The 23,502-nt window shown below is 65.2% G+C and carries 23 protein-coding genes and 6 tRNA genes; 11 read left to right on the forward strand and 18 right to left on the reverse strand.

The genetic code is table 11. The annotated features are described in order from the left end of the window. Window positions 1-18: 18 nt before the first annotated feature. From J7E80_RS12380 to J7E80_RS24625, 4 genes are all read left to right on the forward strand, one after another. Window positions 19-1,140 carry a Gfo/Idh/MocA family oxidoreductase gene (locus tag J7E80_RS12380; RefSeq protein WP_215051938.1) on the forward strand — a complete coding sequence of 374 codons (1,122 nt, stop codon included), beginning with the start codon at window positions 19-21 and terminating at the stop codon, window positions 1,138-1,140. Further along, window positions 1,137-1,928: a TIM barrel protein gene (locus tag J7E80_RS12385; protein ID WP_215051939.1), complete on the forward strand. Its 792-nt coding sequence runs from the start codon at window positions 1,137-1,139 to the stop codon at window positions 1,926-1,928. The genes J7E80_RS12380 and J7E80_RS12385 overlap by 4 nt, the downstream gene beginning before the upstream one ends. 69 nt (window positions 1,929-1,997) lie before the next feature. After that, on the forward strand, window positions 1,998-2,396 hold the full coding sequence (locus J7E80_RS12390; RefSeq protein ID WP_215051940.1) for a GNAT family N-acetyltransferase: 399 nt from the start codon (window positions 1,998-2,000) through the stop codon (window positions 2,394-2,396). 270 nt (window positions 2,397-2,666) lie between these two features. Next, window positions 2,667-3,050 carry a LuxR C-terminal-related transcriptional regulator gene (locus tag J7E80_RS24625; RefSeq protein WP_396020770.1) on the forward strand — a complete coding sequence of 128 codons (384 nt, stop codon included), beginning with the start codon at window positions 2,667-2,669 and terminating at the stop codon, window positions 3,048-3,050. Here J7E80_RS24625 and J7E80_RS12400 read toward each other — a convergent pair. The 9 genes from J7E80_RS12400 to J7E80_RS12440 form a co-directional block, all read right to left on the reverse strand. Next, entirely contained in the window at window positions 2,972-5,128 is a 2,157-nt protein-coding gene (locus J7E80_RS12400; RefSeq protein WP_215051944.1) for a 3-hydroxyacyl-CoA dehydrogenase NAD-binding domain-containing protein, read from the reverse strand. The two genes, J7E80_RS24625 and J7E80_RS12400, sit on opposite strands and share 79 nt — an antisense overlap. Next, window positions 5,125-6,384, reverse strand: coding sequence for an acetyl-CoA C-acyltransferase (locus J7E80_RS12405; RefSeq protein WP_215051945.1), 1,260 nt, complete (start codon window positions 6,382-6,384; stop codon window positions 5,125-5,127). The genes J7E80_RS12400 and J7E80_RS12405 overlap by 4 nt, the downstream gene beginning before the upstream one ends. A 116-nt stretch (window positions 6,385-6,500) precedes the next feature. After that, window positions 6,501-7,823 (reverse strand): HRDC domain-containing protein, encoded by a 1,323-nt coding sequence (locus J7E80_RS12410; RefSeq protein WP_215051952.1) that lies wholly within the window; start codon window positions 7,821-7,823, stop codon window positions 6,501-6,503. Between the two features lie 58 nt (window positions 7,824-7,881). Then, entirely contained in the window at window positions 7,882-8,538 is a 657-nt protein-coding gene (locus J7E80_RS12415) for a DUF3000 domain-containing protein (protein WP_215052163.1), read from the reverse strand. Window positions 8,539-8,652: 114 nt separating this feature from the next. Then, the gene (locus J7E80_RS12420; RefSeq protein WP_215052165.1) at window positions 8,653-9,741 is read right to left on the reverse strand and encodes a low specificity L-threonine aldolase; all 1,089 of its coding nucleotides are present in this window, start codon (window positions 9,739-9,741) and stop codon (window positions 8,653-8,655) included. Between the two features lie 51 nt (window positions 9,742-9,792). Beyond that, entirely contained in the window at window positions 9,793-10,509 is a 717-nt protein-coding gene (locus J7E80_RS12425) for an SDR family oxidoreductase (protein ID WP_215051953.1), read from the reverse strand. After that, entirely contained in the window at window positions 10,506-11,912 is a 1,407-nt protein-coding gene (locus J7E80_RS12430) for a DUF6421 family protein (RefSeq protein ID WP_215051955.1), read from the reverse strand. The genes J7E80_RS12425 and J7E80_RS12430 overlap by 4 nt, the downstream gene beginning before the upstream one ends. Before the next feature lie 146 nt (window positions 11,913-12,058). Then, window positions 12,059-12,517, reverse strand: coding sequence for a peptide-methionine (R)-S-oxide reductase MsrB (msrB, locus tag J7E80_RS12435; protein WP_215051956.1), 459 nt, complete (start codon window positions 12,515-12,517; stop codon window positions 12,059-12,061). Between the two features lie 14 nt (window positions 12,518-12,531). Then, window positions 12,532-13,023 carry a hypothetical protein gene (locus J7E80_RS12440; RefSeq protein WP_215051958.1) on the reverse strand — a complete coding sequence of 164 codons (492 nt, stop codon included), beginning with the start codon at window positions 13,021-13,023 and terminating at the stop codon, window positions 12,532-12,534. Between the two features lie 278 nt (window positions 13,024-13,301). Here J7E80_RS12440 and J7E80_RS12445 point away from each other — a divergent pair, with 278 nt between their 5' ends. Further along, the gene (locus J7E80_RS12445) at window positions 13,302-14,585 is read left to right on the forward strand and encodes a S9 family peptidase (protein ID WP_215052167.1); all 1,284 of its coding nucleotides are present in this window, start codon (window positions 13,302-13,304) and stop codon (window positions 14,583-14,585) included. Here J7E80_RS12445 and ybaK read toward each other — a convergent pair. From ybaK to J7E80_RS12460, 3 genes are read right to left on the reverse strand one after another with little or no spacing between them, the layout of a single operon-like run. Next, window positions 14,582-15,109 carry a Cys-tRNA(Pro) deacylase gene (gene ybaK / locus J7E80_RS12450; protein WP_215051960.1) on the reverse strand — a complete coding sequence of 176 codons (528 nt, stop codon included), beginning with the start codon at window positions 15,107-15,109 and terminating at the stop codon, window positions 14,582-14,584. The two genes, J7E80_RS12445 and ybaK, sit on opposite strands and share 4 nt — an antisense overlap. A 21-nt stretch (window positions 15,110-15,130) precedes the next feature. Continuing rightward, complete coding sequence (locus J7E80_RS12455; protein WP_215051962.1) at window positions 15,131-15,589, reverse strand: SufE family protein; 459 nt, start codon at window positions 15,587-15,589, stop codon at window positions 15,131-15,133. A gap of 50 nt (window positions 15,590-15,639) precedes the next feature. Continuing rightward, entirely contained in the window at window positions 15,640-16,560 is a 921-nt protein-coding gene (locus J7E80_RS12460) for a sulfurtransferase (protein WP_215051963.1), read from the reverse strand. Between the two features lie 221 nt (window positions 16,561-16,781). Between J7E80_RS12460 and zapE the strand changes: the two genes are divergently transcribed. After that, window positions 16,782-17,819 carry a cell division protein ZapE gene (zapE, locus tag J7E80_RS12465; protein WP_215051965.1) on the forward strand — a complete coding sequence of 346 codons (1,038 nt, stop codon included), beginning with the start codon at window positions 16,782-16,784 and terminating at the stop codon, window positions 17,817-17,819. Window positions 17,820-17,997: 178 nt separating this feature from the next. On the opposite strand, the gene J7E80_RS12470 is transcribed toward zapE, so the two are convergent. The 6 genes from J7E80_RS12470 to J7E80_RS12495 form a co-directional block, all read right to left on the reverse strand. After that, window positions 17,998-18,237 carry an antitoxin gene (locus J7E80_RS12470; RefSeq protein ID WP_215051967.1) on the reverse strand — a complete coding sequence of 80 codons (240 nt, stop codon included), beginning with the start codon at window positions 18,235-18,237 and terminating at the stop codon, window positions 17,998-18,000. Window positions 18,238-18,397: 160 nt separating this feature from the next. Beyond that, window positions 18,398-18,472: transfer RNA gene (locus J7E80_RS12475), tRNA-Val, on the reverse strand. Window positions 18,473-18,538: 66 nt separating this feature from the next. After that, window positions 18,539-18,611: transfer RNA gene (locus J7E80_RS12480), tRNA-Gly, on the reverse strand. A 58-nt stretch (window positions 18,612-18,669) separates the two neighbouring features. Then, window positions 18,670-18,744 (reverse strand) — tRNA-Val (locus tag J7E80_RS12485). Window positions 18,745-18,782: 38 nt separating this feature from the next. Then, window positions 18,783-18,853 (reverse strand) — tRNA-Cys (locus J7E80_RS12490). Between the two features lie 46 nt (window positions 18,854-18,899). Next, window positions 18,900-18,972, reverse strand: a tRNA-Gly gene (locus J7E80_RS12495). A 274-nt stretch (window positions 18,973-19,246) separates the two neighbouring features. Between J7E80_RS12495 and J7E80_RS12500 the strand changes: the two genes are divergently transcribed. The 5 genes from J7E80_RS12500 (at window position 19,247) to J7E80_RS12520 (ending at window position 23,471) form a co-directional block, all read left to right on the forward strand. Then, window positions 19,247-19,318 (forward strand) — tRNA-Val (locus J7E80_RS12500). Window positions 19,319-19,418: 100 nt separating this feature from the next. Then, window positions 19,419-20,264 (forward strand): cytochrome, encoded by an 846-nt coding sequence (locus J7E80_RS12505; RefSeq protein ID WP_215051969.1) that lies wholly within the window; start codon window positions 19,419-19,421, stop codon window positions 20,262-20,264. A gap of 53 nt (window positions 20,265-20,317) precedes the next feature. Beyond that, window positions 20,318-20,980 carry a peptide deformylase gene (def, locus tag J7E80_RS12510; RefSeq protein WP_251036780.1) on the forward strand — a complete coding sequence of 221 codons (663 nt, stop codon included), beginning with the start codon at window positions 20,318-20,320 and terminating at the stop codon, window positions 20,978-20,980. Beyond that, complete coding sequence (gene fmt, locus J7E80_RS12515; protein WP_215051971.1) at window positions 20,977-21,897, forward strand: methionyl-tRNA formyltransferase; 921 nt, start codon at window positions 20,977-20,979, stop codon at window positions 21,895-21,897. Before def ends, fmt begins: the two co-directional genes overlap by 4 nt. Continuing rightward, window positions 21,894-23,471, forward strand: a complete 1,578-nt coding sequence (locus J7E80_RS12520) for an RsmB/NOP family class I SAM-dependent RNA methyltransferase (protein WP_215051972.1) — start codon at window positions 21,894-21,896, stop codon at window positions 23,469-23,471. The genes fmt and J7E80_RS12520 overlap by 4 nt, the downstream gene beginning before the upstream one ends. Window positions 23,472-23,502: the final 31 nt, after the last annotated feature.

The raw sequence follows: 23,502 nt of genomic DNA on the forward strand, positions 1-23,502 counted from the left end.
CCTATTCCAGGAGTGATCATGAGTTACCTTCAGCATCCGGTCAGTGAAGACCGGCCAGTCCGAATCGCTGTGGTCGGTGCAGGCTGGATCGGCAGCTTCCACGCCGAGTCTGTTGCCCGGCGGATTCCCAATGCCCGCCTTGAGGCCATCGCGGATCCTGCCCTGCCCGCCGTCGAGGCGCTGGCCAGCAGGCTGGGTGTCAGCAAGATCAGCACCGATCCCGCGGACGTCATCAGCGACCCGGAGGTGGATGCCATCCTGATAGCGGCCCCGGCACGCTTCCATTCCAGCCTCATCGCCGCTGCGGCGCGGGCGGGCAAGGACGTGTTCTGCGAGAAGCCCGGCGGCCGCACGGTTGAGGAACTTGATGATGCCATGGCGGAGGCCGAGGCGGCCGGAGTGATCGTCCAGTTTGGTTTCAATCGGCGGTATGCTGCCGATTTCGCAGCGGCCCGGAAGCTTATTGACGACGGCGTGGTGGGAACCCCCCAGCTGCTGCGGTCACTGACCCGCGATCCGGGCACCGAGGCAGGAATCGCCAATCCGGAGCGCATCCCGCCGAACACCATCTTCCTGGAAACGCTGATCCACGATTTCGATACGCTGAATTGGCTGAATCCCGGGGCAGTTCCCGTCCGCGTCCACGCCGTTGCCGACACGCTGGTTGCGCCGGAGGCGAAGGCCGGAGGGCTGTTGGATACAGCGGTTGTGACTGTCACGTACAGCAACGGCGCCATCGCGGTGGCCGAGGCGAACTTTAACGCTTTGTACGGCTATGACGTGCGCGGTGAAGTATTTGGATCCGGGGGCATGGTGACGGCGGGCGGTCCTCAGGCCACCAGCGCGACGGGCTACACCGCAGGCGGCATGGGCACCGCCACAGTGCGACTGAACGTTGATCTCTTCCACGACGCCTACACCGCGGAAGTGGCGCACTTTGCCGATGCAGTCAAAGCACGCCGTGACGGCGTTGAGGCCAAGGGAACGCCGGGCCCGGGCTGGGCAGATGCACGCAACGCCCTTGCGGTGGCTTTGGCTGCGGCACGCTCTGCCGAAACCGGGCAGCCGGTGGACGTCTCCTCGATTGCGGCTTTGCAGGCAGCCGAGCGGGAACTGCACGCTGTGGGGGAGGGCGCATGAGCTTCCGCCTGGCTGTCTGCGCTGAAATGGTCTACGGCGAGTTGCCCTTGATCGAGCGCGTCCGCCGCATCAGCGGACAGGACTTCGAGGTTGAGCTCTGGGACACGCGGGGACAGGACGTAGCGGCCCTCGCGGCCACCGGGGCCCGGTTTTCGTCGATGAGCGGTTACTTCGGCGGAAGCCTCATCGACCCCGAGGGCGCCGACGAAGTGCTGGCGTCGGCAGAGAAACTCATTCCGACTGCTTTGGAGCTGGGTGTCGAACGGATGGTGGTCCACCCGGCCGAGCTGGGAGAGGGAGGCAAGGCGGTCCGACCGCTGCACCGCTCCACGGGCGGGATGTGGCTGACTGGACTGCGCACGCTTGAGCGCCTCGCGGTCCTCGGTGAGAAGCATGACGTGACGTTTGCGTTGGAAAACCTGAACACCGTAGTGGACCATCCCGGCATACCGTTGGCGCGCGCCAAGGACACCCTGGCTCTTGTCTCGGCGGTTGATCACCCAAACGTGAAGATGATGCTGGACCTCTATCATGCCCAGATCGGGGAGGGGAATCTCATCGAACTGGTGGGAGCCGCCCTGCCTTGGATCGGTGAGATCCAGGTGGCCGACGTTCCGGGCCGGTTCGAACCCGGCACGGGGGAGATCAACTACCGCGCAGTGGCCTCGGCGCTGAAGGATGCGGGATACTCCGGCGTCGTTGGCCTCGAAGCGGGTGCTTCCGGCGGCCAGGGCGCGGAAGCGGGCGATACGGCATTGGCTGCTTTCCGATCAGCCTTCGACGTGTGACTGGGCAGGTTGCGCTCTTGATCTTGTCGTGCGGGCTTAGCTGCGAGGGCATCTGCAATGCTGTCCAGCATGACGATCACTTTTGAATGGCGTGGCGCGGTTAGAAACCAGGAAATTAACCTGCTGCACGCGGAGGGCTTTGAGCACGCATACGTTGAAGAAGATTGGATCGACCTGCTCTCGCGCTTCAGCCTGGGGTGGGTCACGGCGCGCGACGATGAAGGTCTCGTGGGCTTCCTCAACGTGATTTGGGACGGCCAGGTGCATGCATTCATCGAAGACACACTGGTGGCACATCGAGCGCGCCGCCAGGGCGTCGGGAAACGGCTCGTCGCCGTAGCCACGGAACAGTCCAGGGCGGCGGGCTGCGAATGGCTTCATGTGGACTTCGACGATCACCTGAAGAGTTTCTATTTTGATGCGTGCGGCTTCCGTCCAACGAATGCTGGTCTCATCCAGTTGCGATAGCAGCGATGGGCGGTGGGCCGCCCATCGCTAGGAGTATTTCAGGCTCATTATGAGGGCCTTGAGCTGAGCGTACTGCTTGGTGGCCATCCACACTTTCGCCGCTTGTCGATTCGGGAACGCAGACTGGGGGCTCGGGTATACCAACTGGTTGAAGATGACCCCATTCTGTGCGCCGCCGTTTCCCATAGCGAGCAATGTGCAGTGCGACCCGACGTCGCCCTCCTCCAGGTTGCGGGGGTTCATCCTGTGGCCGGTGAGCAGCTCATCGGCATGCTCCTCGTCGACGGGCTGTCACCCCGCGAACGTGAGGTCTGCCATGAAGTGATAGCCGGACATGCGGCAACGCATATTGCCACGCACCTTTCCGTCACCCCGAATACCGTGCAAGACCATGTGAATCGGTGTTTTCCAAGATGGGCGTGCGCAGCCGAGGGGAACTGGCCGCTCGGCTGCAGCCCCACTCCATCGCACCAGACAACTCCTGACAACGCCCTGCCGCGGGCCGCAGCGGTGCCATCCCATCACGCTACGGGCATGACGGGACGGCACCGTCCAGCAGTGCGGCTTCGGCTGATTTATGGCCGGGAGGCAACGCCCGGGGGCAGGAATCGCTTGCCGTTGACCCGCTCGGACGCGCCCACCCGGTCCAGGTAGGGCGTGATGCCGCCCAGGAACATCGGCCAGCCTGCGCCCAGAATCATGCAGAGGTCAATGTCCTCCGGCCCGGCCACCACGCCCTCGTCCAGCATCAGGCCGATTTCCTCGGCGAGGGCATTCTGCGTCCGGCGAAGGACTTCCTCCCCGGTCGACGGCGAGGAACCGAACGACATCAGCGCAAGCGTGGACGCGGGAATCTCCCGGCCACCTTCGGCGGTAGGAACCCAGAGCGATTTCACTCCGTTGTCGATCAGCTTCTGCAGATTCTGCGAAACCCGGAAGCGGTCTCCAAAGGCGGCATGGAGTGACTCCTGCACGTGCTGTGCCACCGGCAGCCCCACCATCGCGCCGAGGGCGAACGGCGTCATGGGCAGACCCATCGGCCGCAGGGCGTTGTCGGCAACGTCCGCGGGCGTGCCCTCATCGAAGGCAGCTGTGACTTCGCCCATGAGCCGCAGGAGGATTCGGTTGACCACGAAGGCCGGGGCATCCTTGACCAGTACGGCGGTCTTCTTCAGCCCCTTGGCGAGCTCAAAGGCGGTGGCCAGCACGGCGTCGTCGGTCTTCGGCGCCCGGACCACCTCCACCAGCGGCATGACAGCCACGGGGTTGAAGAAGTGGAAACCGACCAGCCGCTCAGGGTGCTGCAGGTCCTCCGCCATGGCCGTCACGGACAGCGAGGACGTATTGGTGGCGAGGATGCACTCGGGGGAGACCACCGCCTCCAGTTCGGCGAAGACCTGCTTCTTGACGTTCAGTTCCTCAAAGACCGCCTCGATCACGAAATCAGCATCTGCGAACGGATCCTTGGAGACCGACCCGGTCACGAGCGCCTTGGTCCGGTTCGCGGCATCCTGGCTGATCCGGTTCTTGCCGAGCAGCTTCTCCACTTCTGCGTGGACGTAGCCCACGCCCTTGTCCACGCGGTCCTGGTCGATGTCGGTCATGACGACGGGAACCTTGAGCTGGCGCGCAAACAGCAGGGCCAGCTGGCTGGCCATCAGTCCGGCACCCACCACGCCGACCTTCGTCACGGGGCGTGCAAGCTTGCGGTCTGGTGCTCCTGCGGGACGCTTGGACCTTTTCTGCACGAGGTCCAGGAAAGCGTAGACCGTGGAGCGGAATTCGTCCGTCTGCATGAGACCGGCCAGGGTTTCGCATTCCAGGGCCGCAGAGTCTGCCTGGGACAGGGTCCGGTTGGACTCCATGATGTCCAGCACCTTGGCCGGCGCCGGAGACGCATTGGAGGTTTTGGATTCCACGAAGGCGCGGCCGGCCGCCACTGCCGCCGCCCAGCGGCCGGCAACCTCCGGATCGGACGGGTCGACGGCGTTGGGGCGTTCCGGTGTGACCTCGCCGGAGATGACTTTCGCGGCCCAGGCGACAGACTGCTCGACGAAGTCGGCGGGTTCAAACAAGGCATCGGCGATGCCCAGCTCGTACGCTTCCGGCCCGGACAGCGTGCGGTTGTTACTGAGCGGGTTTTCGATCATCACCTTGACGGCGTTTTCCGGGCCGATGAGCCGCGGAAGCAGGTAGACGCCGCCCCAGCCAGGGACCAGCCCGATGAATGCTTCCGGCAGGGCCAGCGCGCCAGCGCCCTCCGATACCGTGCGGTACGTCGATTGCAAGGCTATTTCCAGCCCGCCGCCCAAGGCCAGGCCGTTGATGAAGGCGAAGCATGGAACGCCGAGGTTGGCCAGCGTGGCATAGACCTCGTGCCCCAACTGCGCCATCCAGAGGCCATGCTCGCGGGTGGCAAGCGATTTCACCGTGGACAGATCGGCGCCGGCCACCAGAAAATGCGGCTTGCCCATTACTCCGGCGCCGACGATCTCGCCCTTTGCCGCGCGGTCGCGAAGACCTTCGAGCACAGTGCCCAGCTCCACGAGGGTGTTGGGTCCCAGTGTGGTGGGCCTGGAATGGTCCAGCCCGTTGTCGAGGGTAATGAGCGCGAATGTGCCTCCGCCTGCCCCGCCTGGGGTTGCCGGCAGTTCGATGTCCTGCACGTAGGAGTGGGTGACGGTCTCGTCGGGGAAAAGATCGGCAAGTTTGCTGAATTCTGCGGCGCTCATGCTACGGCTCCTGCTGTTTCGATGTCGGTACCGCTGTAGTCGGCATGGTGTGGATTTTCCCAGATGACAGTGGCGCCCATGCCGAGGCCGACGCACATGGCCGTGATGCCGTAGCGGACGGTGGGATCCTCCTCGAACTGGCGGGCCAGCTGGGTCATGAGCCGGATTCCCGAGGAGGCGAGGGGGTGCCCCACCGCAATGGCGCCGCCGTAACGGTTGACCCGGGGGTCGTCGTCGGCGATCCCAAAATGGTCCAGGAAGCTCAGGACCTGGACGGCAAACGCCTCGTTGATTTCGAACAGGCCGATGTCGCCGATCGTCAGGCCGGCCTTCGCGAGGGCCTTCTCGGTTGACGGTACGGGTCCGATGCCCATGACTTCAGGTTCTACACCAGCGTAGGCATAACTGACCAGCCTCATCTTGACGGACAGTCCCAGTTCAGCGGCGGTATCGGAGGACGCCAGCAAGGCTGCAGTGGCGCCGTCGTTCAGTCCCGCGGCATTGCCTGCGGTCACGCGGCCGTGGGCACGGAAAGGGGTCTTCAATGCGGCAAGGTCTTCAAGGGTGGTGCCCGGGCGGGGCGGTTCGTCTGCAGTATTGACGGTCCAGCCCTGGCCGGGCTTCATGGTGGCCACAGGAACAAGGTCCCGCTGAATCTCTCCTGTGCCGTAGGCGGCCTGCAGCTTGTGCTGGGAGGCCATCGCGTACGCGTCGGCCCGGTTCTTCGTGATGGCAGGGAATCGGTCGTGCAGGTTTTCGGCCGTGTTGCCCATGTTGAGGGCGGCCGGGTCCACGAGCCGCTCGGACATGAACCGCGGGTTGGGGTCGGCGCCCTCGCCCATCGGGTGGTTGCCCATGTGCTCCACCCCGCCGGCAATGACGACGTCGTAGGCGCCGAAGGCGATGCCGCCGGCCGTCGTGGTGACTGCCGTCATGGCACCGGCACACATGCGGTCTATGGCAAAGCCGGGAACGGTTCGGGGCAGCCCCGCAAGCAGGGCAGCCGTCCGGCCAATGGTCAGGCCCTGGTCACCCGTCTGGGTTGTTGCTGCGACGGCCACTTCATCGATGCGGTCGGCGGGCAGTTCCGGGTTGCGGCGCATTAGTTCGCGGATGCATTTGACCGCCAGGTCATCTGCACGCATGCCGGCGTAGATGCCCTTCTCACCGGCCCGGCCGAAAGGCGTCCGCACGCCGTCCACGAAGACGACGTCGCGGACAGCGCGTTGGTTTCCGCTGCTTCGGTGTTGGCTCACGTGCTGCTCCTCATTGAGACGTTGGTGCCGGATCCTGGTCACAGGTCATCAAGGATCCGGGCGTCAGTGAGCCCAATGTTACTTGCCAGTAACTTAGTGTGCAAGGAGCGGCAGATTCAGGCCTTCGGCTCCTTGGCTTCCTTCGGCGGCAGCGGCTGCGGATTGAGGAACGCCGCTGTAATCAGCGGCGTCACCAGCTCGACCTGCCAGGGCCTCGCTCCCAGCTCCCGGAGTTCTCCAGCGACGGCGGCTTCGGTGATCTCGGCCGGGGGGCGCCAGGCGATCCGCCGCAGGTAGTCCGGCGTCAGCAGGTTCTCCAGCGGAAGATTCAACTCCTCGGCCTTGGCCTGCAGCAGCGGGCGTGCGGTGGACAGCCTTTCCGCGGCAGCAAGGTCGCGGTCAGCCCAGACCCTTGGCGGTGGCGGTGCATTGGTGGCAAGGTGCAGCGGGGGAAGGTCCTCCAGCGCACGGGCGGTGGCGATGCAGCGGAGCCAGCGCGGTGCCTCGCGCTGGGCTGCCCTGCCGTGGAAGCCCTTCGTGCCCAGCAGTTGCGGCACGGTGGCCGGCATTGCCTTGGCGGCAGCTACGAGGGAGGAATCGGGAATGAGGCGGCCCGGCGCGACGTCCCGCTTCTGGGCCAGGGCATCGCGTTCAAGCCACATCTCGCGGACCGCGGCCAGCTGGCGGCGGTCCCGGATCTGGTGGAGCCCCGACGTTTTGCGCCAGGGGTCGATCCTCGGCGGGGCCAGTCCGGCTGCAAGGATGGCAGCGAATTCCTGTTCCGCGAATTCGAGTTTGCCGTCCGCCTCGAGCAGCTCGACGAGTTCCTCGCGCAGCTCCGTCAGGACTTCGACGTCGAGGGCCGCGTAGCGCAGCCAGGGTTCAGGCAGCGGGCGGGTGGACCAGTCGGCTGCCGAATGCTCTTTCGCGAGGCCAAAGCCGAGGAGTTGCTCGATGACCGCCGCAAGTCCCACGCGTGGAAGCCCGGCCAGGCGGGCGGCGAGCTCTGTGTCGAACAGCTTGTCCGGCCACATGCCGAGCTCGGAAAGGCAGGGAAGGTCCTGGCTGGCCGCATGCAGGATCCATTCCACGCCGTCGAGTGCGTCGTTGATGATGCGAAGATCATCAAAGGGCTCAGGATCGATGAGCCAGGTGCCCGATCCTTCGCGCCGAATCTGGACCAGGAAGGCCCGTTGGCCGTACCGGAAACCCGAGGCCCGCTCCGCATCAACTCCCGCCGGGCCGGTTCCGGCCGCAATCGCCGCAGCGCAGCGTTCCAGTCCTGACTGGGTCTCAATGACAAGCGGCACGCCGTCCCGCGGGGAGTCGAGGTCGATGATGACGGGGACGCGGCTGTCGAACCCCTCCACCGAGATATGGGGTGTGGTTTCAGCAGCCGGAGCGCCGGCTGTGGTGTTTTCCGAATTTTGAGGGGTCATGATGACCCTAGTTTACCGGCAGCACGCTGCCGGGCGGAGCCGGCAGCGCCGGGAGCCGCTAGTTCCTGCGCCTGCGGGGGAGGGCGGAGACACCGTCGGGGAGCGGCGGAAGCCCCGCGAACGTGCACACCATGTCGGACCAGGCCTCAAGGTGGGCCTGCACGTCGGCGCCCGCCGGGGTCCACGACGCCCGGAGTTCAATATCGATCGATCCCGGCCTGTCGGACAGGGTGCCGAAACTTTCGGAGAGCACGCGGGTCGCGGTGCCGCCCGCGGCCCGGTACGGCGCCCGGTGCGTTTCGAGGGCTTCCACAAGCCACGTCCAGGCGACCGAACCGAGCATTTCGTCGTTGCCCATCTCCGCTTCCAGCTGGGCCCGGATGTAGGTCACGATCCGGAACTCACCGTCCCAGACGGCGGAGCCGTCGGGGTCGTGCAGCAGGATGAAGCGGCCAGTGGCGAGTTCGTCGCCGTCGGTGTCGTTCCCGGCAGTGGAGTGGGCAAGGGCCATGGCCGCCGGACCGTGCAGGGCTGGATACCCGCTGCTGCGGCTGCTCGCACCGATGACCTCGGCGCCGAGCGCCACGGCGAACGGCGCCAGCCGTGAGGGCGCCGGGATCTCGTTCAGGCGCAGCTCGCTGCGGCATCGTGCTTTCCGGAGCGTTCCCAAGGCGTAAAGAAAATCCGCGGGAACCTGGGCAAGTGCGTTCACAATCGCATGGTACGCAATGGGACCGGCCAAATGCCGCAGGCTCGCCGTCGGTCCGTGGAATCCGGCCCCCGCAATCCGGTCCGGTTTCCGGAAGCTGACTGCGTCATCCGGCAGAACCTAGCCAGCGGCCAATTCCCTTTTGATGGCCGCGACGAACGCGTCCACGTCCTCCTCACTGGTGTCAAAGGAACACATCCAGCGGACTTCGCGGGCGGCTTCGTTCCAGTCATAGAAGCGAAAGGACTTCCGCAGCCTGTCTGCCACGCCTTCGGGCAGGATGGCAAAAACGCCGTTGGATTCGGTCTTCTGGCTCAGTTCGATGCCCGGAATGGACTCGACACCGGCGCGAAGCCTGGCGGCCATCGCATTCGCATGCGCGGCGGAACGCAGCCACAGGTCGCCTTCCAGCAGGGCAATGAACTGGGCGGACAGGAAGCGCATCTTGGAGGCCAACTGCATGTTCATTTTCCGCAGGAAGAGGAGGCCGTGGGCGGCTTCCGGATTCAGTGCAACCACCACTTCGCCAAACAGCAGCCCGTTCTTGGTGCCACCGAAGGAGAGGATATCCACGCCGGCCTCACGGGTGAAGGTTCGCAGCGGAACGCCCAGGTGCGCTGCGGCATTGGCGAGCCGCGCGCCGTCCATGTGCAGTTTCATGCCCTTGGCATGGACATGTTCGGCAATGGCGCGCACCTCCTCCGGCGTGTAGCACGTGCCCAGCTCGGTGGTCTGGGTGATGGAGACGGCAAGCGGCTGGGCACGGTGCTCGTCACCCCAGCCCCAGGCTTCGCTGTCGATGAGTTCCGGAGTCAGCTTGCCGTGCGGCGTGGGCACCTGAAGCAGCTTGATGCCGCCGATGCGCTCCGGGGCGCCGTTTTCGTCCATGTTGATATGGGCCGTTGATGCACAGATCACCGCGCCCCAGCGGGGGAGCAGTGACTGCAGCGACAGCACGTTGGCGCCGGTTCCGTTGAACACCGGGAAGCACTCGATGCCTGCACCGAAGTGCTGCTCCATCAGCTCCTGGAGCCGGGCGGTGTATTCGTCTTCGCCATAGGACACCTGGTGGCCCTCGTTGGCGGCCGCCAGGGCAGCCAGCACCTCGGGATGCACGCCGGAGTAGTTGTCGGAGGCGAAGCCCCGGACAGACGCGTCGTGCAGCCTGGGCATGGTGCCGTTGCCGGCCGTTTCAACAGTGGTAGTCATCGGTTTGGTCACGCTTTCAGTCTAGGGAGTTCGGGCCGGGCATGCCTGCGGTCATTGGGTCAGCAGCATCCGCTGGCCGTTCAGTTCAGCGGCGGGTTTTCCGAACAGGCCGACGACGACGGCGGCCAGGTCTTCGACGTCGGTGTAGCCGGGGAACGTGCGTTCCGGATGGCGGCTTCGCTTGTCGGCGTCCACGAGCGCCTTGGCCACGAGGACGACGGCGGCGCTGTGCTGCTCGGCGGACTGGTCCCGCCGGAAGCCGTCCGCGACCGCCATGGTCCAGGCCTCGGCAGCGGCCTTTGCCGCTGCATAGCTGGCAACGGCGGCGGAGGGTGCGGCGACCGCCGTCGAGGACACCATGGCGAACCGGCCGTTTTCGGAGGCCGCGAGGTCGTCGTAGAACACGCGGGTCACGTTCCGCAGAGTCGTTACGGCGGTGCGCTCCAGGAAATCCCAGTCCTCGTCGCTTTGGTCGGTAATGCCCGAGGCCCCGCGCCAGCCGCCCACCAGGTGGATGACGCCGTCGATCCTGCCCGCCGTCCGGGCGAGGGCTTCGTGGAGTTCGCGGACGGCAGGCAGGTTGGCGAGATCGCAGGTGAACGGCGTGACGCCGGTGCCGGCCTTCGCCGCTGCTGCCTCGATCCGGTCCCTGTCCGACCCCACGGTGTAGACCGCGAAGCCAGCCTGCGCCAGGGCATGCGCCACCGCGATGCCCGACGGGCCGCTCCCGCCGGTGACCAGGACGTTGGGGATGCTGCGTTCGGTCATCCGGCGGTCATCCTTGTGGCGGCAGGGCCGGGGCGGGCCGAGTCCGATGATCCGGTGATGCCGGCGGTCGACTCGATCACGGCCCGCATCTTCTTTTCCAGCGCCTCATAGAACATGGACAACGGGAACTCGTCATCCAGCACCTGGTCCGTCAGGCCGCGGGGCGGCCCGTCCAGGGGGAGAGCTCCCGGTCCCTTGGCCCATGCCGAGGCCGGGTTGGGCGTGAGCGTTCCCGCGATGAGTTCGTAGGCGGCCAGCCAGTGGGCGGTTTTGGGCCGGTCGATCGAACGCCAGTACAGCTCATCGATCCGGTCTCCCAGCTCAATGACGACGCCGGCAACCTCGTCCCAGTCGATGCTGAGGCGGCTGTCGGTCCAGTGCAGCACCCGGTGCTGGTGCAGCCAGGCAAAGAGCAGCTGACCGCCGAGTCCGTCGTAGTTGCGCACCCGGCTGCCCGTGATGGCGAAACGGAAAATGCGGTCGAAGATCACGGCGTACTGGACCAGTTTCGCGTGCCGGCGGGCTTCCGGATCGGCATCTTCGTCCTTTTCAATTTTCACGGACTCCCGGAAGGCCGTGAGGTCGCACCGCAGTTCTTCGAGGGAGTACAGGAAGAACGGCATGCGCTGTTTGATCATGAAGGGATCGAACGGGAGGTCGCCGCGCATGTGGGTGCGGTCGTGGATCAGGTCCCACATCACAAAGGTTTCCTGCGTGAGCTTCTGGTCCTCGAGGAGCTGGGCGGCCTCGGCGGGCAGCTCAAGGGCGGTGATGTCGGCGGCGGCGCGAAGGACGCGGCGGAAGCGTGCGGCCTCACGGTCGGCGAAGATTGCGCCCCAGGTGAACTTCGGAGTTTCACGGACGGCCACGGTCTCCGGGAAGAGCACCGCGGAGTTGGTGTCGTACCCCGGGGTGAAGTCGAGGAAACGGATGGGAACGAACAGCTTGTTGGAGTACTGGCCCTCTTCGAGTCCGGCAATGAATTCGGGCCAGATCACGTCGATCAGGACAGCTTCCACCAGGCGGCTGCTGCTGCCGTTCTGGGTGTACATGGGAAAGACCACCACGTGCTGGAGCCCGTTTTCGCGGTGTTCCTGGGGCCGGAAGGCCAGCAGCGAGTCCAGGAAGTCCGGAACGCCGAACCCCGCCTCCATCCAGCGGGTGAAGTCGCGGCCGAGGAGATCAAGGTAGCGGGCGTCGTGCGGGAAGGACGGCGCGAGGGCTTCGAGCGCGTCGATGATGGCGAGGACATGGCCGGCGGCAGCAGCGTGGTCCGTCTGTTCCGGTACGGAGCCGTCCTGGATCTGCAGGCTCCGCAGAGCCGTGGTTGAGGCCTTGAGCCGCAGCCATTCCGGGTGGTCTGCGGAGATCCTGGCAGGGGCGGTGGTAACGGTAATGGTCATGTTCGGCGTCGCCTTTCTGGTTGCCTGAGCTTTCTACGCCGAGCGTAGCAAGCCGCCAGATTCGCTAATCCATTTTAGGACCAAGCATAAGAAAGTGTGGGGCTCGAGGGCTGCTTTGCTCAGACCAGATGTAGCGGCAGGCAGCCTCAGGATTCCGGCGTGCTGTCTGCGCTGTCAGCCGTGACCAGTTTCAGCGAGACGGAGTTGATGCAGTAGCGCTGGTCCGTGGGCGTTCCATACCCTTCACCCTCAAAAACGTGCCCGAGGTGGGAATCACAGTTTGCGCACCGCACTTCGATGCGGTCCATTCCGAGGGTCCGGTCATGTATGTAGCGGACCCTCTCCTCTGCCAGCGGCGCCCAGAAGGACGGCCAGCCGCAGTGGGAATCGAACTTCTCGTTGCTCGTGAACAGCTCGGCCCCGCAAGCCCGGCAATGGTAGACGCCCGCTGTATGGGTATCCCAGTATTCACCTGTGTAGGGGCGTTCAGTTCCGGCCTGGCGCAGCACGTGGTATTCCTCCGGGGTGAGTTCCCGGCGCCATTCGTCCTCGCTCCGGACGACCGGTGCGGCTGCGTTATTTTCAGCTTTTTCTGGAGTGCTCATAGCGTCATCAACGTTCAGGAGTCCCCGATAAATCCCGAGCCGGCATACAGGTGCAGCACGGGAAGGCCCAGACGGTCCTGGGCCTTGTTGGCCCAGTCGGTGTGGAAGGTGTCTGCCACCGCATGCGGCCGCGTGACGACGACGGCCTGCGCAGCGCCCAGTTCCTTAACCTTGGCTACAAGACCATTAACGGCTTCGCCATCCACCATTTCGCCTGAAACACCGCCGCCGACACCCTCGAGGGCGCTGAGCGAAACGGACAGCGTCTCCGCCGCCTCAGCACGTTGCTTCTCCGGATCCGGCGCGTGGGACGTCAGCTCCCGGAAGGCCTTGGCGATGTCCAGCATGGAAAGATTCTCGAGGAAGTCCACGAGCAGATGCCGTTCCGTGTTGGCAGGAACCAGTACGACCAGGGGCATGTCACCCCCGTCCACCAGTCGTTCGATGTTGATGCGGTCGTCCGCACCCAGCGGCTCTTCTGTGAGAATGACGATTGGATCGCTCATGCCATCAGCCTAGCCCGGCGGACCCGCGCCTGCATGCATTTGTCCCCGGATGTGCCTCCGGCTCCTACTCCGGTAAGAATGGAGCCATGGACTCCTCCTCCCGGGCCGGCGCGAAGCTGCAGCGAAACCAGCTTTCCGGCGCCGCCAAGCAGCTGGCAGCAGACCTTCTGAACAGCACTGCCCTGGGCAGCAAGAAGGCCCTGAACAGCAGTGCCCTGTTCAGTAAGAAAGCCCTGAACAGCAGTGCTGTGAACAGCAACACCCAGCAGGACAGCACGATGAGTCTGAGGGCCAAATGGACCCTGGGTGGAATTATTGCTGGCAGTGCGGCCGCCGGACTCCTGGGGGCCGGGTCGTCGGCACTGGCGCTCTACTTTGCCCGGCGCGTGCTGACTCCCGCACGTGTGCGCACGGCGGACCAGGAAGTGCTGGCGGTGATCAGGGACGGCGGGGGACTGCAGGTCATCCTTGCCGCCACGCCGGACACAACCGTGAACGGCGTCTACAGTCTTTTCTTCGACGGCGGAAACGGCCACGCCCGGATCGGCAGGATCGTGTCCTACTCGCCGGCTGAGCGCACGGTGCTGCGCGAGGTGGAGGCCGTGTACCAGGGAAACCTTGAAACCGCCCGCCGCGGCTGGTGGAGCGGTGCTGTTTATCCCGATCCGTCCGGCGTCGGGCTTGCCTTTGAGGACGTCGGTATTGGGGTCGAGGGCGGAACGGCCCCCGCCTGGCTGATCCCGGCCGAGCCCGGCGCTGAAACCTGGGCGATCATGGTCCACGGCCGCGGCGCCACCCGGCAGGAAGGGCTCCGGGCGGCCCGGGTCGCGCACGAACTGGGGCTCCCCAGCCTCGTGGTTTCGTACCGCAATGACGGACTGGCACCTTCGGCACCGGATGGCAGGTATGGCCTCGGATCCACTGAGTGGCGGGACATCGACTCCGCCATCGCTTTCGCCCTGGCCGGCGGAGCCAGGGAAGTCGTGCTGTTCGGCTGGTCCATGGGCGGCGCCATCTGCCTGCAGACCGCCGATCTCTCGAAGCACCGGCATGTCATCCGGGCCATGGTCCTCGACGCTCCCGTCATCGACTGGGTCAACGTATTGGCACACCACGCCGAATTGAACAGGATTCCGTCCGCCGTGGGCAGGTACGGCCAGCTGATGATGGGCCACCGCCTCGGGCGCCGCCTCACCGGGCTGGCTGCGCCGGTGGACCTGAAGTCAATGGACTGGGTGTCCAGGGCCGTGGAGCTACGGACCCCCACCCTGATTCTGCACAGCGTCGACGACGAATACGTGCCGTACCGGCCGTCCGCCCTGCTCGCTGAGAAGAACCCGGAAATGGTCACGTTCGAGGCGTTCGAGCAGGCAAGGCACACCAAGGAGTGGAATGTTGATCCAGTCCGCTGGGAGAGCCTGGTCAAGGCCTGGCTGCAGCAGCAGCTTGCGCCGCGGCTTAATCCGGGTCAGTCGAGTCCAGGACAGGCGGGTCCGGGCCAGTCGAATCCGGGAACGGAACCCCGTCAGAAGCCGGGAGCGGAACAGGAACCCCTGGACTAAGCGGTCCCGCTCTTTGTCCTGGGACTGGTTGTGCTATTCGAGCTGATCGGTGCGGTAATGGCCTTCGTGAGGCGGATCAGGTCCCGGGGATCGAGTTCGACGTCGAGACCCCGCCGGCCGCCGGAGACAAGGATGCTCGTCACGGCGAGGGCGCTTTCGTCTACAACAGTGGGGGAGGACTGCCGCTGGCCCAGGGGCGAGATGCCGCCCAGGACGTAGCCGGTGCGCCGTTCAGCCGCGGCCGGGTCCGCCATCGCTGCCTTCTTGCTTCCCAGCGCCGCCGCAATGGCCTTCAGGTCCAGGCTGCCGCTCACGGGAACGACGCCGACGGCAAGCCTGCCGTCCACCTCGACCATGAGTGTCTTGAAGACCCGTCCCGGATCGATCCCCAGGGCCTCGGCGGCTTCCAGCCCGTAACTGGCTGCAGAGGGATCGTGGCTGTAGGGGTGCAGGGTGAACGAAACGCCTGCCGCAGCCAGTGCGGCTGTGGCAGGCGTTCCCTGTGACGTGTTCTTGCGCGCCATTGGACCTGTGGCCCGACGTCCTCAGTCGTGGAGCCTGGCGGAGGCGGCAACCTTGCGTTTGATCCGCCCCAGCATGGCTGTCATCCCGCGCATGCGCAGGGGAGTGATGGCCCGGGTCAGACCCAGCAGTTCCGGCATGTCGTCCGGCACGGCCAGGATTTCCTCAGCTGTGAGGCCGTCCAGCCCTTCATGGAGCACTCCCGCGAAGCCCCGCGTGGTGGGGGCCTCCGGAGGCGCCTTGAAAAACAGCCGGTAGGCGGGCGAACCGCCGTCGTTCTTCTCCGTCTCAATGGTGAGGAACAGCGGCGACTGGCACTCGACAACCTGCTCCAGAAGTTCCGGGTGGTCCCTTAGCCGCTCAGGCAGTTCGGGCAGGCCGCGGGAAAACTCCAGCAGCAGCTGGAGCCTTTCGGGCTCGCTCAGGGCCTGGAAGTCATCGACTATTTCCGCCAGCGCGGTGGGCAGTGCATAAGTACTCATCTCTTCAAGCTTACGCAGCTTTGCCCCGTCCGGTCCCTTTCTTACGTGGCTTACCTGACGCCTGCAGGGACTGAACCGCGCTCGGCACCCTTGACGATCGGCACACGCACTGCGTTGCCCCATTCCGTCCAGGAGCCATCGTAGTTCCGCACGGTTTCGAAGCCGAGAAGGTACTTGAGGGCGAACCAGGTGTGGCTGGAACGCTCGCCGATGCGGCAGTAGGCCACCACGTCGTCGCCTTCCGCCAACCCGGCTTCGCCCAGATACAGGGCCTCAAGCTCCGGCCGGGTCCGGTAGGTGCCGTCTTCCGCGGCAGCCCGCGCCCACGGGATGGACGCGGCGGTGGGGATGTGGCCGCCGCGGAGGGCGCCTTCCTCCGGGTAAGCCGGCATGTGGGTGCGCTGGCCGGTGTACTCCTCGGTGGAGCGCACGTCGATCAGCGGCTTGCCGAGGTGTGCCAGGACGTCTTCCTTGAACGCACGGATCGGAGCGTCGTTGCGTTCGACGACGGGGTAGTCAGCTGCAGCAGGGGACGGCACGTCGGTGGTCAGCGCTCGGCCTTCCGCGATCCACTTGTCGCGGCCACCGTCAAGCAGGCGGACATCCTCGTGCCCGAAGAGCGTGAAGACCCACAGGGCGTAGGCCGCCCACCAGTTGGACTTATCGCCGTAAATCACCACGGTGGTGTCGCGCGAGATGCCCTTGGCTGATGCCAGGGCGGCAAAGGCCTCGCCGTCAACGTAGTCGCGGGTCACGTCATCATTCAGGTCCGTATGCCAGTCAATTTTGACCGCTCCGGGGATGTGCCCGGTCTCGTACAGCAGGACGTCTTCGTCGGACTCCACCACGACGAGCTTGCCGTTGTTGAGGGCCCCGCCCTCGATGGCGGCAGCGAGCCACTTCGTGGAGACCAGCCGCTCCGGATTGGCGTATTCGGCGAACTTTTCGTTCTGTTCAACTGGGTAGGACATTCGTATGGCCTTTCACTGAAACGGTCACGTCAGACCGCCGAAGGAACCGGTCGGTCACTGCTCCAACACTAGCCACGGGCCGCGGCGAAAGCTTCCCTTCGTTAACAGGACGAAATGTGTGCTTCCTCACGGCTTCCGGGCAGGTGCCTACCCGACACATAGTCGGCGGCGCCGTTGCCGGTATCCTTTCTGGGGATAAGTCACCAGCAGAACGGACCACCTTGGTACAGATTGAAAAGCTTGCCACCCGCACACCGGCGGTGTCGGTGGATGAGCTCCTCAAAGGTTTCTACCCGTCGCCCAGGTTTGGGCAGGTGTCCTTCGCCAGCTACCGGCCCGATCCTTCGCAGCCGAGCCAGTCGGCCGCTGTCCGCGCGCTGGAGGGATTCGCCGGCGGCGTGGGGGCCGGTGACGGAGCGGGACTTTTCAAAAGGCTCTTCGCCAAGAAGGACGCGTCCAAGGCGGGCATCTACCTCGACGGCGGCTTCGGTGTCGGCAAGACACACCTGCTCGCGTCTCTGTGGCACGCTTCGCCCGGACCCAAGGCCTTCGGCACCTTCGTGGAGTACACCAACCTCGTGGGGGCGCTGTCTTTTAGGAAAACCGTGGAAGCGCTGAGTGCCTACAAGCTGGTGTGCATCGATGAGTTCGAGCTGGATGATCCGGGCGACACCGTCCTGATGTCCCGGCTCATGCGCGAGCTCGCTGACGCCGGGGTCAAACTGGCTGCCACTTCCAACACCCTGCCTGGTTCCCTGGGCGACGGCCGCTTTGCAGCGGTCGACTTCCAGCGGGAGATTCAGGTGCTGGCGGACCAGTTCGACGTAATCAGGATCGACGGCGAAGACTTCCGGCACCGCGGCCTTCCGGCAGCGCCGTCTCCTCTGCGCAACAGCGAACTGCACTCACATATGAAAGCCGAGTTCGACGGCAGGACGGTTGCCGAGGACGACTTCAAGACCCTTATTGCGCATCTGGCGGGTGTCCACCCGAGCCGCTACCGCAAGCTCATCGACGGAGTGGACGGCGTTGTCTGGCGCGATGTGGAAACCATCACGGAACAGGCCGTTGCGCTGCGGTTCGTGGTGCTCGCCGACCGGCTGTACGACAAGGATGTTCCGATCCTGGCCAGCGGGGTCCCCTTCGACAAGCTGTTCACGGAGGAAATGATGACCGGCGGCTATATGAAAAAGTACTTCCGGGCCGTCTCGCGCCTCACTGCCCTGGCACGTGAAGGCCAGAACCACGAGCCTTCCTAGCGCCAAGGCACGCCAAGTGACATAGCCCCCTTACAGCGCCACGCATCGTAAACACGACGGCCCCTCATTCGCCGGGTGATTTCAATGTCGGTGCATTAAACGCCAAAGGCGCCGGTGCCGCCTCTCGGCGGGACCGGCGCCTCCGTTGACGCTCAGGGCAAAGCCTGGCAAATCCTTATTACGGAGCCTTCTCGACCGGCGGCACTACCTCGCCTGCCGGTTTCTCGTTTGGCGTTCCGTTTGCGTTATCAACGAAGGTGGAAGCACCATCCTGGACCTTATCTACGTGGCCGGCGTATTTGCCGCCCGTCTTCGAGTCGACAAAGTCGCCCGTTTTTTCGATGCCGTCCTTGATGGCCTGCTCGTTGCCGCGGATCAGACCTTGAGCTTTGACCTTTAGATCGTCAATTAGTCCCACGAGCACCTCCCTTCAATCGCGGAGCCAGGTCGCTCCTCCGCATTCGATCCTAGCCCGCCGTTGGTCTTATGCCAAGGAGCGTGTGACAAACTTGTCAAACTGATTGTGGGCAAGAAAAAAGCAGCTCCGGAGAGCTGCTTATTTTGTGGCAGATGCCATGTGGTGGGCGATACTGGGATCGAACCAGTGACCTCTTCCGTGTCAGGGAAGCGCGCTACCGCTGCGCCAATCGCCCGGAACCGGACAACCGGCTAAATCCTGGGTGCGGATCCACAAAGATCCTCGGATAAAGAAAACAGAGAGCGGACGACGAGATTCGAACTCGCGACATCCACCTTGGCAAGGTGGTGCTCTACCAGCTGAGCTACGTCCGCGCATGAAGTACGTTCCGGCCGGAGCCGGACGTTCATCAACAAGCAAGTTTCCTTGCTCTGGTGGGCGATACTGGGATCGAACCAGTGACCTCTTCCGTGTCAGGGAAGCGCGCTACCGCTGCGCCAATCGCCCATTGAATCCGGTCAGACCGGAAACCATGGTTTTCACCGAGGTGGGTACGGGATTCGAACCCGTGTATACGGCTTTGCAGGCCGCTGCCTCGCCTCTCGGCCAACCCACCGTGTAAGCGTCGGTTCCTGGGAACCTTGCCGTGACAGTGTCCTGCGAGCGGACGACGAGATTCGAACTCGCGACATCCACCTTGGCAAGGTGGTGCTCTACCAGCTGAGCTACGTCCGCATTTCGGAGCGGCGATTCTTTGCCGTGATCGGCATTTCCTCGCGTTCCAACGAGTAAAAACTCTATAGGAGGTTCAGGGAATCTCCAAATCGGCCCCGTCGCGACCCGCGGGAACCCCTCTACTTCGTTGAATTCTAGGGAAATTGTTGAATTACAGGACTGTAATTCGACGCTGGCTGGGGGACCCCGGGTGGGCCGCCACGCGACCCATTTCCGGGGACGGCCATCCGATTTCCGTAAACCCCGCATGGTGAGCTAGCATTCAAATGCATCGGGGCGATTGGCGCAGTGGTAGCGCGCTTCGTTCACACCGAAGAGGTCACTGGTTCGAACCCAGTATCGCCCACCGATGAATGGTCCGTTCCGCCCAGGGGAATCAATCTGGCGCGGGGCGGACCTTTCTGTTTTCGGACATAACTGTCAGCCCCCTGTGAAAGAGTCTCGCCATGACTGATCCACTGCTCGCCCACGCAACGGAATACGGCCGGATGTATGCGCGCTCCACCACCGAAGCGTTCTCGGTTCCTTCCATCACCACGGTCATCGGTCAGCAGCCCCACGGGTTGGACGGCTGGTTTGGCTATATGGGAGCCAGCAGCCTGGCCAAGGATCCTTCGCTTCCCGAGATTTTGGGCAGTCCCGCAAAGGTGCGGCAGGCGGTGAACCGCGCGGCCAAGGCTGCGGAGACCTACCGTGACGAGGCAGCCCAGCGGGGCGACCGCGTCCACAACTACTGCGAACAGGTGGCGCTGCGTGCCCTGGGCAAGCCCCACCGGATGCAGGAAAGCCGTGAGGCGCTGGCCTCCAACGGCGAAGAGGCGTTCGCTGCCCGCTTTGATGAATGGTGGGAACTGTTCCGCGTGGAGCCTGTGGCGCCGGAAATCACGGTATGGAACAAGACAGTTGGATACGCCGGAACCCTGGACCTCGTGGCCAAAATCAATGGGCGGACCTGCCTCATTGACTACAAGACCAAGGGAACTAACCGGGACGGCCAGGTTAAGCCGCTGGATGACAAGGTCGTGATGCAGCTCGTTGCCGGAATGAAGGCGGAGGAAAGCCTGGTGGATGCTGTGGCGGGGGAGTGGGAGCCGTGGCGGCATGGCGAAGCTCCGGTGCTGCTGGCAGTCGCGATCGGTGAAACAGAGGTGCGCCCAGTGCGGGCAAACCCCGACGTGCTGCGGCACCACTGGTGGAAGTTCTGCGCACTCCGCCGTGTCTGGGAAATGTCGGCGGACACTCTCAGCGCCGGGCCTGCTCTACTGCCCGTGGCGCCGCCCGTGTACGCCTGAGCAACTAAACTGGTTGGGATCCGTTACCGTCCACCGTGAGGAAATGACTGCAGATGGCGATTCTGAATATCCGTATCATCGGCGATCCCGTGCTGCGCACGGTTGCCGACCCTGTCACGGAATTCGGGCCGGAGCTGGCCAGACTCGTTGCCGACATGACCGAAACCATGGAGGACGTGGAAGGTGCCGGCCTCGCGGCACCGCAGGTCGGGGTCAGCCTCAGGGTCTTTACCTACCGGATCGGCGGGACCGAGGGCCACATCATCAACCCGGTGCTGGAAAACAGTGATGATTTTCAGCCCGACGAAGTGGAAGGCTGCCTCTCCATCCCCGGACTGGGCTTCCCCGTCCGCCGCTTCCGTGCCACCCGGGTCACCGGCCTGGATGTCAATGGAAACCCCGTTTCAGTAGACGCGGAAGGGATGCTCGCCCGCTGTTTCCAGCACGAGACCGATCACCTCGACGGCATTCTGTTCACCGACCGCCTTGAAGGCGAGGACCGCAAGGCCGCCCTTCGCTCCATCCGCAACGCCAACTACGATTCCGTCACTGAACGGACGACGGCGAAGCGCGCCAAAACTGTCGGCTCCAGTTTCGGAGGCGGCAGCTTCGGTACCGGCACCGCAGGGACCAGCACCAAAGGGACGGGCGCCTCGGCGCCTGGCACTTCAGCGAATGGGACGCCCGGTGCCGGCAGCGTGGGCGCTGCCGGATGAGGGTCCTCTTCGCGGGAACACCGGCAGTAGCCGTACCGTCACTGAATGCGCTGGCGGAGGCTGGCTTCGACGTCGTCGCAGTGCTGACCCGCCCGGATGCGCCGGTCGGCCGCAAACGGGTGCTCACGCCGTCGCCCGTTGCCGCCCGGGCCGCCGAGCTGGGCATTGAGGTCATCCATGCAGCGAAGGTTAACGCCGAAGTCACCGCACGGATCGCCGCCACCGCCCCCGACGTTGCCGCCATCGTGGCATACGGCGGCCTAGTGCCGCGTGCCGCCCTGGACATTCCCCGCTATGGCTGGATCAACCTCCATTTCTCCCTGCTGCCGGCCTGGCGGGGCGCTGCACCCGTGCAGCGGTCAGTCATCGCGGGGGACGACATCACCGGGGCCGTCACTTTCCGCCTGGAGGAGGGGCTGGACACCGGACCCGTGCTCGGAACGCTGACCGAAGCGGTCCGTCCCGGCGACACTTCTGGCGCCCTGCTGGAGCGGCTGTCCCACAGCGGTGCCGTGCTACTGGCCCAGACACTGTCTGCAGTGGAAGCCGGAAAATCCGTGGCCGTGCCGCAGCAGGGCGAGGTTTCCCTGGCGCCCAAGTTGACCATCGACGACGGCCGGCTGGACTGGCAGCAGCCGGCCCTCGCGATCGGGCGGCGGGCCCGGGGAGTCACGCCGGAACCTGGCGCCTGGACCACCTTGGACGGCCAGCGGCTGAAACTTGAACCGGTGCTGCTGCGCCCCGACGCTCCGGCGCTGGCGCCGGGGACACTCGCGCTGGCCGGGAAGAGCGTGCTGGTGGGGACGGGCTCGCACCCTGTTGAACTGACGCGGGTCCAGCCCGCAGGCAAGAAAATGATGGCCGCGGCCGATTGGGCGCGCGGACAGGCTTCCCTTGAAAGCGTGGTGTTCGAATGAGTGAGTCCGGAACGGGCGGCAGCGGCCGTGGACGGGGGCCCCAGCGTTCGGGCCAGGGCAATTCCGGGCAGGGTAATTCCGGGCAGGGCGGCCAGCGCCGGGACGGCAGCCGGCGGAATGCACAGGGCCGGGAGCGAAACCGGGCCCCGCGGCGCAGCTTCACCGAGAGTGCGCCTTCCCAGCGCACCCGGCGCGCCGATCCGGCCCGTCTGGTCGCCTTCGAAGTGCTGCGTGCGGTCGCCTCTGAGGACGCCTATGCCAACCTGGTCCTGCCCGCGAGGATCCGGCACCACGGGCTGGACAAGCGTGACGCCGGCTTTGCCACCGAACTGAGCTACGGCGCCCTCCGGGGCCAGGGCACGTACGACGCCGTGCTGGAACGCTGCGTGGATCGGCCCCTGGACCAGCTGGATCCCGCAGTCCTCGATGCCCTGCGCATCGGAACGCACCAGCTGCTCGCCATGCGCGTCCCCGCCCATGCGGCGCTCGACCAGACGGTGGGACTTGCGCGCGCCGTGATCGGAGCGGGGCCTTCCGCTTTGATCAATGCGGTGTTGCGCAAGGTCTCCGCGCGCACACTCGATGAGTGGCTGGAACTGCTGCTCAGCGATGAGCAGGATCCGACCAAGGTGGCCTCCGTCCGGTACGCCCATCCGGAGTGGATTGTTCGTGCATTCAGGCAGTCGCTCGTAGCCCACGGCCGGCCGGTCACCGAAATCAATGACCTCCTGGAAGCGGACAATGCCGCGCCGGTGGTCAACCTCGTGGCACTGCCGGGCCTCGGAAAGCTGGATGAAGCCCTCGAAAGCGGCGCCGCCGCCGGCGAACTCGTCGAAGGCTCGGCGCTGTCCAGCGGCGGCGATCTCGGCCGGCTTTCTTCAGTCCGGGAGGGAACAACACGCGTCCAGGACGTCGGGTCGCAGCTGGTCGCACGCGCCCTTGCAGCGGTGGATCTTGGCCAGACCGCGGATGACGGCGAGGCCTGGCTGGACCTGTGTGCAGGCCCCGGCGGCAAGGCCGCACTGCTCGGCGCCCTTGCCAACCAGCGGGGCGCCACCCTCCTTGCCAACGAACCCGCACCCCACCGCGCCAAACTGGTCCGCAAGGCCCTGGCCGCCGTCCCCAGAGATGCCTGGCAGGTCCGGACCGGAGACGGCCGGGACGTCGGCACCGAGCAAGCGGAGCGCTTTGACCGTGTGCTCGTCGACGTCCCCTGCACCGGGCTCGGTGCGCTGCGGCGCAGGCCCGAATCCCGGTGGCGGCGAACGCCCAAGGACCTCGCGGACCTGGGGCCCCTGCAGCGGGCGCTGCTGAAGTCGGCACTGGACGCGGTAAAGCCCGGAGGGGTGGTGGCGTACGTGACCTGCTCACCCCACCCCGCCGAGACCACTGCCGTTGTCAGCGATGCCCTGCGTAAGCGTGATGACCTCGAACTTTGGGATGCCGGCAGCGCGCTCGACGCTGTCAGCCTGACCGGGAACCTTGGCGCCGGCCACGAACTCACAGCCCAGCTGTGGCCCCACATCCACAGCACGGATGCGATGTTCCTTGCCCTCATCCATAAGAAGCCCTGAGTCCCCAGAAGACCTGACTCCCCAGCAGCCC

The sequence above is a fragment of the Arthrobacter sp. ISL-28 genome (assembly GCF_018613875.1).
In the GTDB taxonomy this organism is placed as follows: domain Bacteria; phylum Actinomycetota; class Actinomycetes; order Actinomycetales; family Micrococcaceae; genus Arthrobacter.

Excerpts from the sequence above, each read along its gene's own strand:
- J7E80_RS12420 (WP_215052165.1), bottom strand. The coding sequence starts at position 9,741 with ATGACTACCACTGTTGAAACGGCCGGCAACGGCACCATGCCCAGGCTG.
- J7E80_RS12445 (WP_215052167.1), top strand. The coding sequence starts at position 13,302 with ATGAGTCTGAGGGCCAAATGGACCCTGGGTGGAATTATTGCTGGCAGT.
- ybaK (WP_215051960.1), bottom strand. The coding sequence starts at position 15,109 with ATGGCGCGCAAGAACACGTCACAGGGAACGCCTGCCACAGCCGCACTG.
- J7E80_RS12460 (WP_215051963.1), bottom strand. The coding sequence starts at position 16,560 with ATGTCCTACCCAGTTGAACAGAACGAAAAGTTCGCCGAATACGCCAAT.
- J7E80_RS12385 (WP_215051939.1), top strand. The coding sequence starts at position 1,137 with ATGAGCTTCCGCCTGGCTGTCTGCGCTGAAATGGTCTACGGCGAGTTG.
- fmt (WP_215051971.1), top strand. The coding sequence starts at position 20,977 with ATGAGGGTCCTCTTCGCGGGAACACCGGCAGTAGCCGTACCGTCACTG.
- J7E80_RS24625 (WP_396020770.1), top strand. The coding sequence starts at position 2,667 with ATGCTCCTCGTCGACGGGCTGTCACCCCGCGAACGTGAGGTCTGCCAT.
- J7E80_RS12390 (WP_215051940.1), top strand. The coding sequence starts at position 1,998 with ATGACGATCACTTTTGAATGGCGTGGCGCGGTTAGAAACCAGGAAATT.
- J7E80_RS12440 (WP_215051958.1), bottom strand. The coding sequence starts at position 13,023 with ATGAGCGATCCAATCGTCATTCTCACAGAAGAGCCGCTGGGTGCGGAC.
- J7E80_RS12430 (WP_215051955.1), bottom strand. The coding sequence starts at position 11,912 with ATGACCATTACCGTTACCACCGCCCCTGCCAGGATCTCCGCAGACCAC.
- J7E80_RS12425 (WP_215051953.1), bottom strand. The coding sequence starts at position 10,509 with ATGACCGAACGCAGCATCCCCAACGTCCTGGTCACCGGCGGGAGCGGC.
- J7E80_RS12400 (WP_215051944.1), bottom strand. The coding sequence starts at position 5,128 with ATGAGCGCCGCAGAATTCAGCAAACTTGCCGATCTTTTCCCCGACGAG.
- J7E80_RS12505 (WP_215051969.1), top strand. The coding sequence starts at position 19,419 with ATGACTGATCCACTGCTCGCCCACGCAACGGAATACGGCCGGATGTAT.
- def (WP_251036780.1), top strand. The coding sequence starts at position 20,318 with ATGGCGATTCTGAATATCCGTATCATCGGCGATCCCGTGCTGCGCACG.
- msrB (WP_215051956.1), bottom strand. The coding sequence starts at position 12,517 with ATGAGCACTCCAGAAAAAGCTGAAAATAACGCAGCCGCACCGGTCGTC.
- J7E80_RS12410 (WP_215051952.1), bottom strand. The coding sequence starts at position 7,823 with ATGACCCCTCAAAATTCGGAAAACACCACAGCCGGCGCTCCGGCTGCT.
- J7E80_RS12520 (WP_215051972.1), top strand. The coding sequence starts at position 21,894 with ATGAGTGAGTCCGGAACGGGCGGCAGCGGCCGTGGACGGGGGCCCCAG.
- J7E80_RS12380 (WP_215051938.1), top strand. The coding sequence starts at position 19 with ATGAGTTACCTTCAGCATCCGGTCAGTGAAGACCGGCCAGTCCGAATC.
- J7E80_RS12455 (WP_215051962.1), bottom strand. The coding sequence starts at position 15,589 with ATGAGTACTTATGCACTGCCCACCGCGCTGGCGGAAATAGTCGATGAC.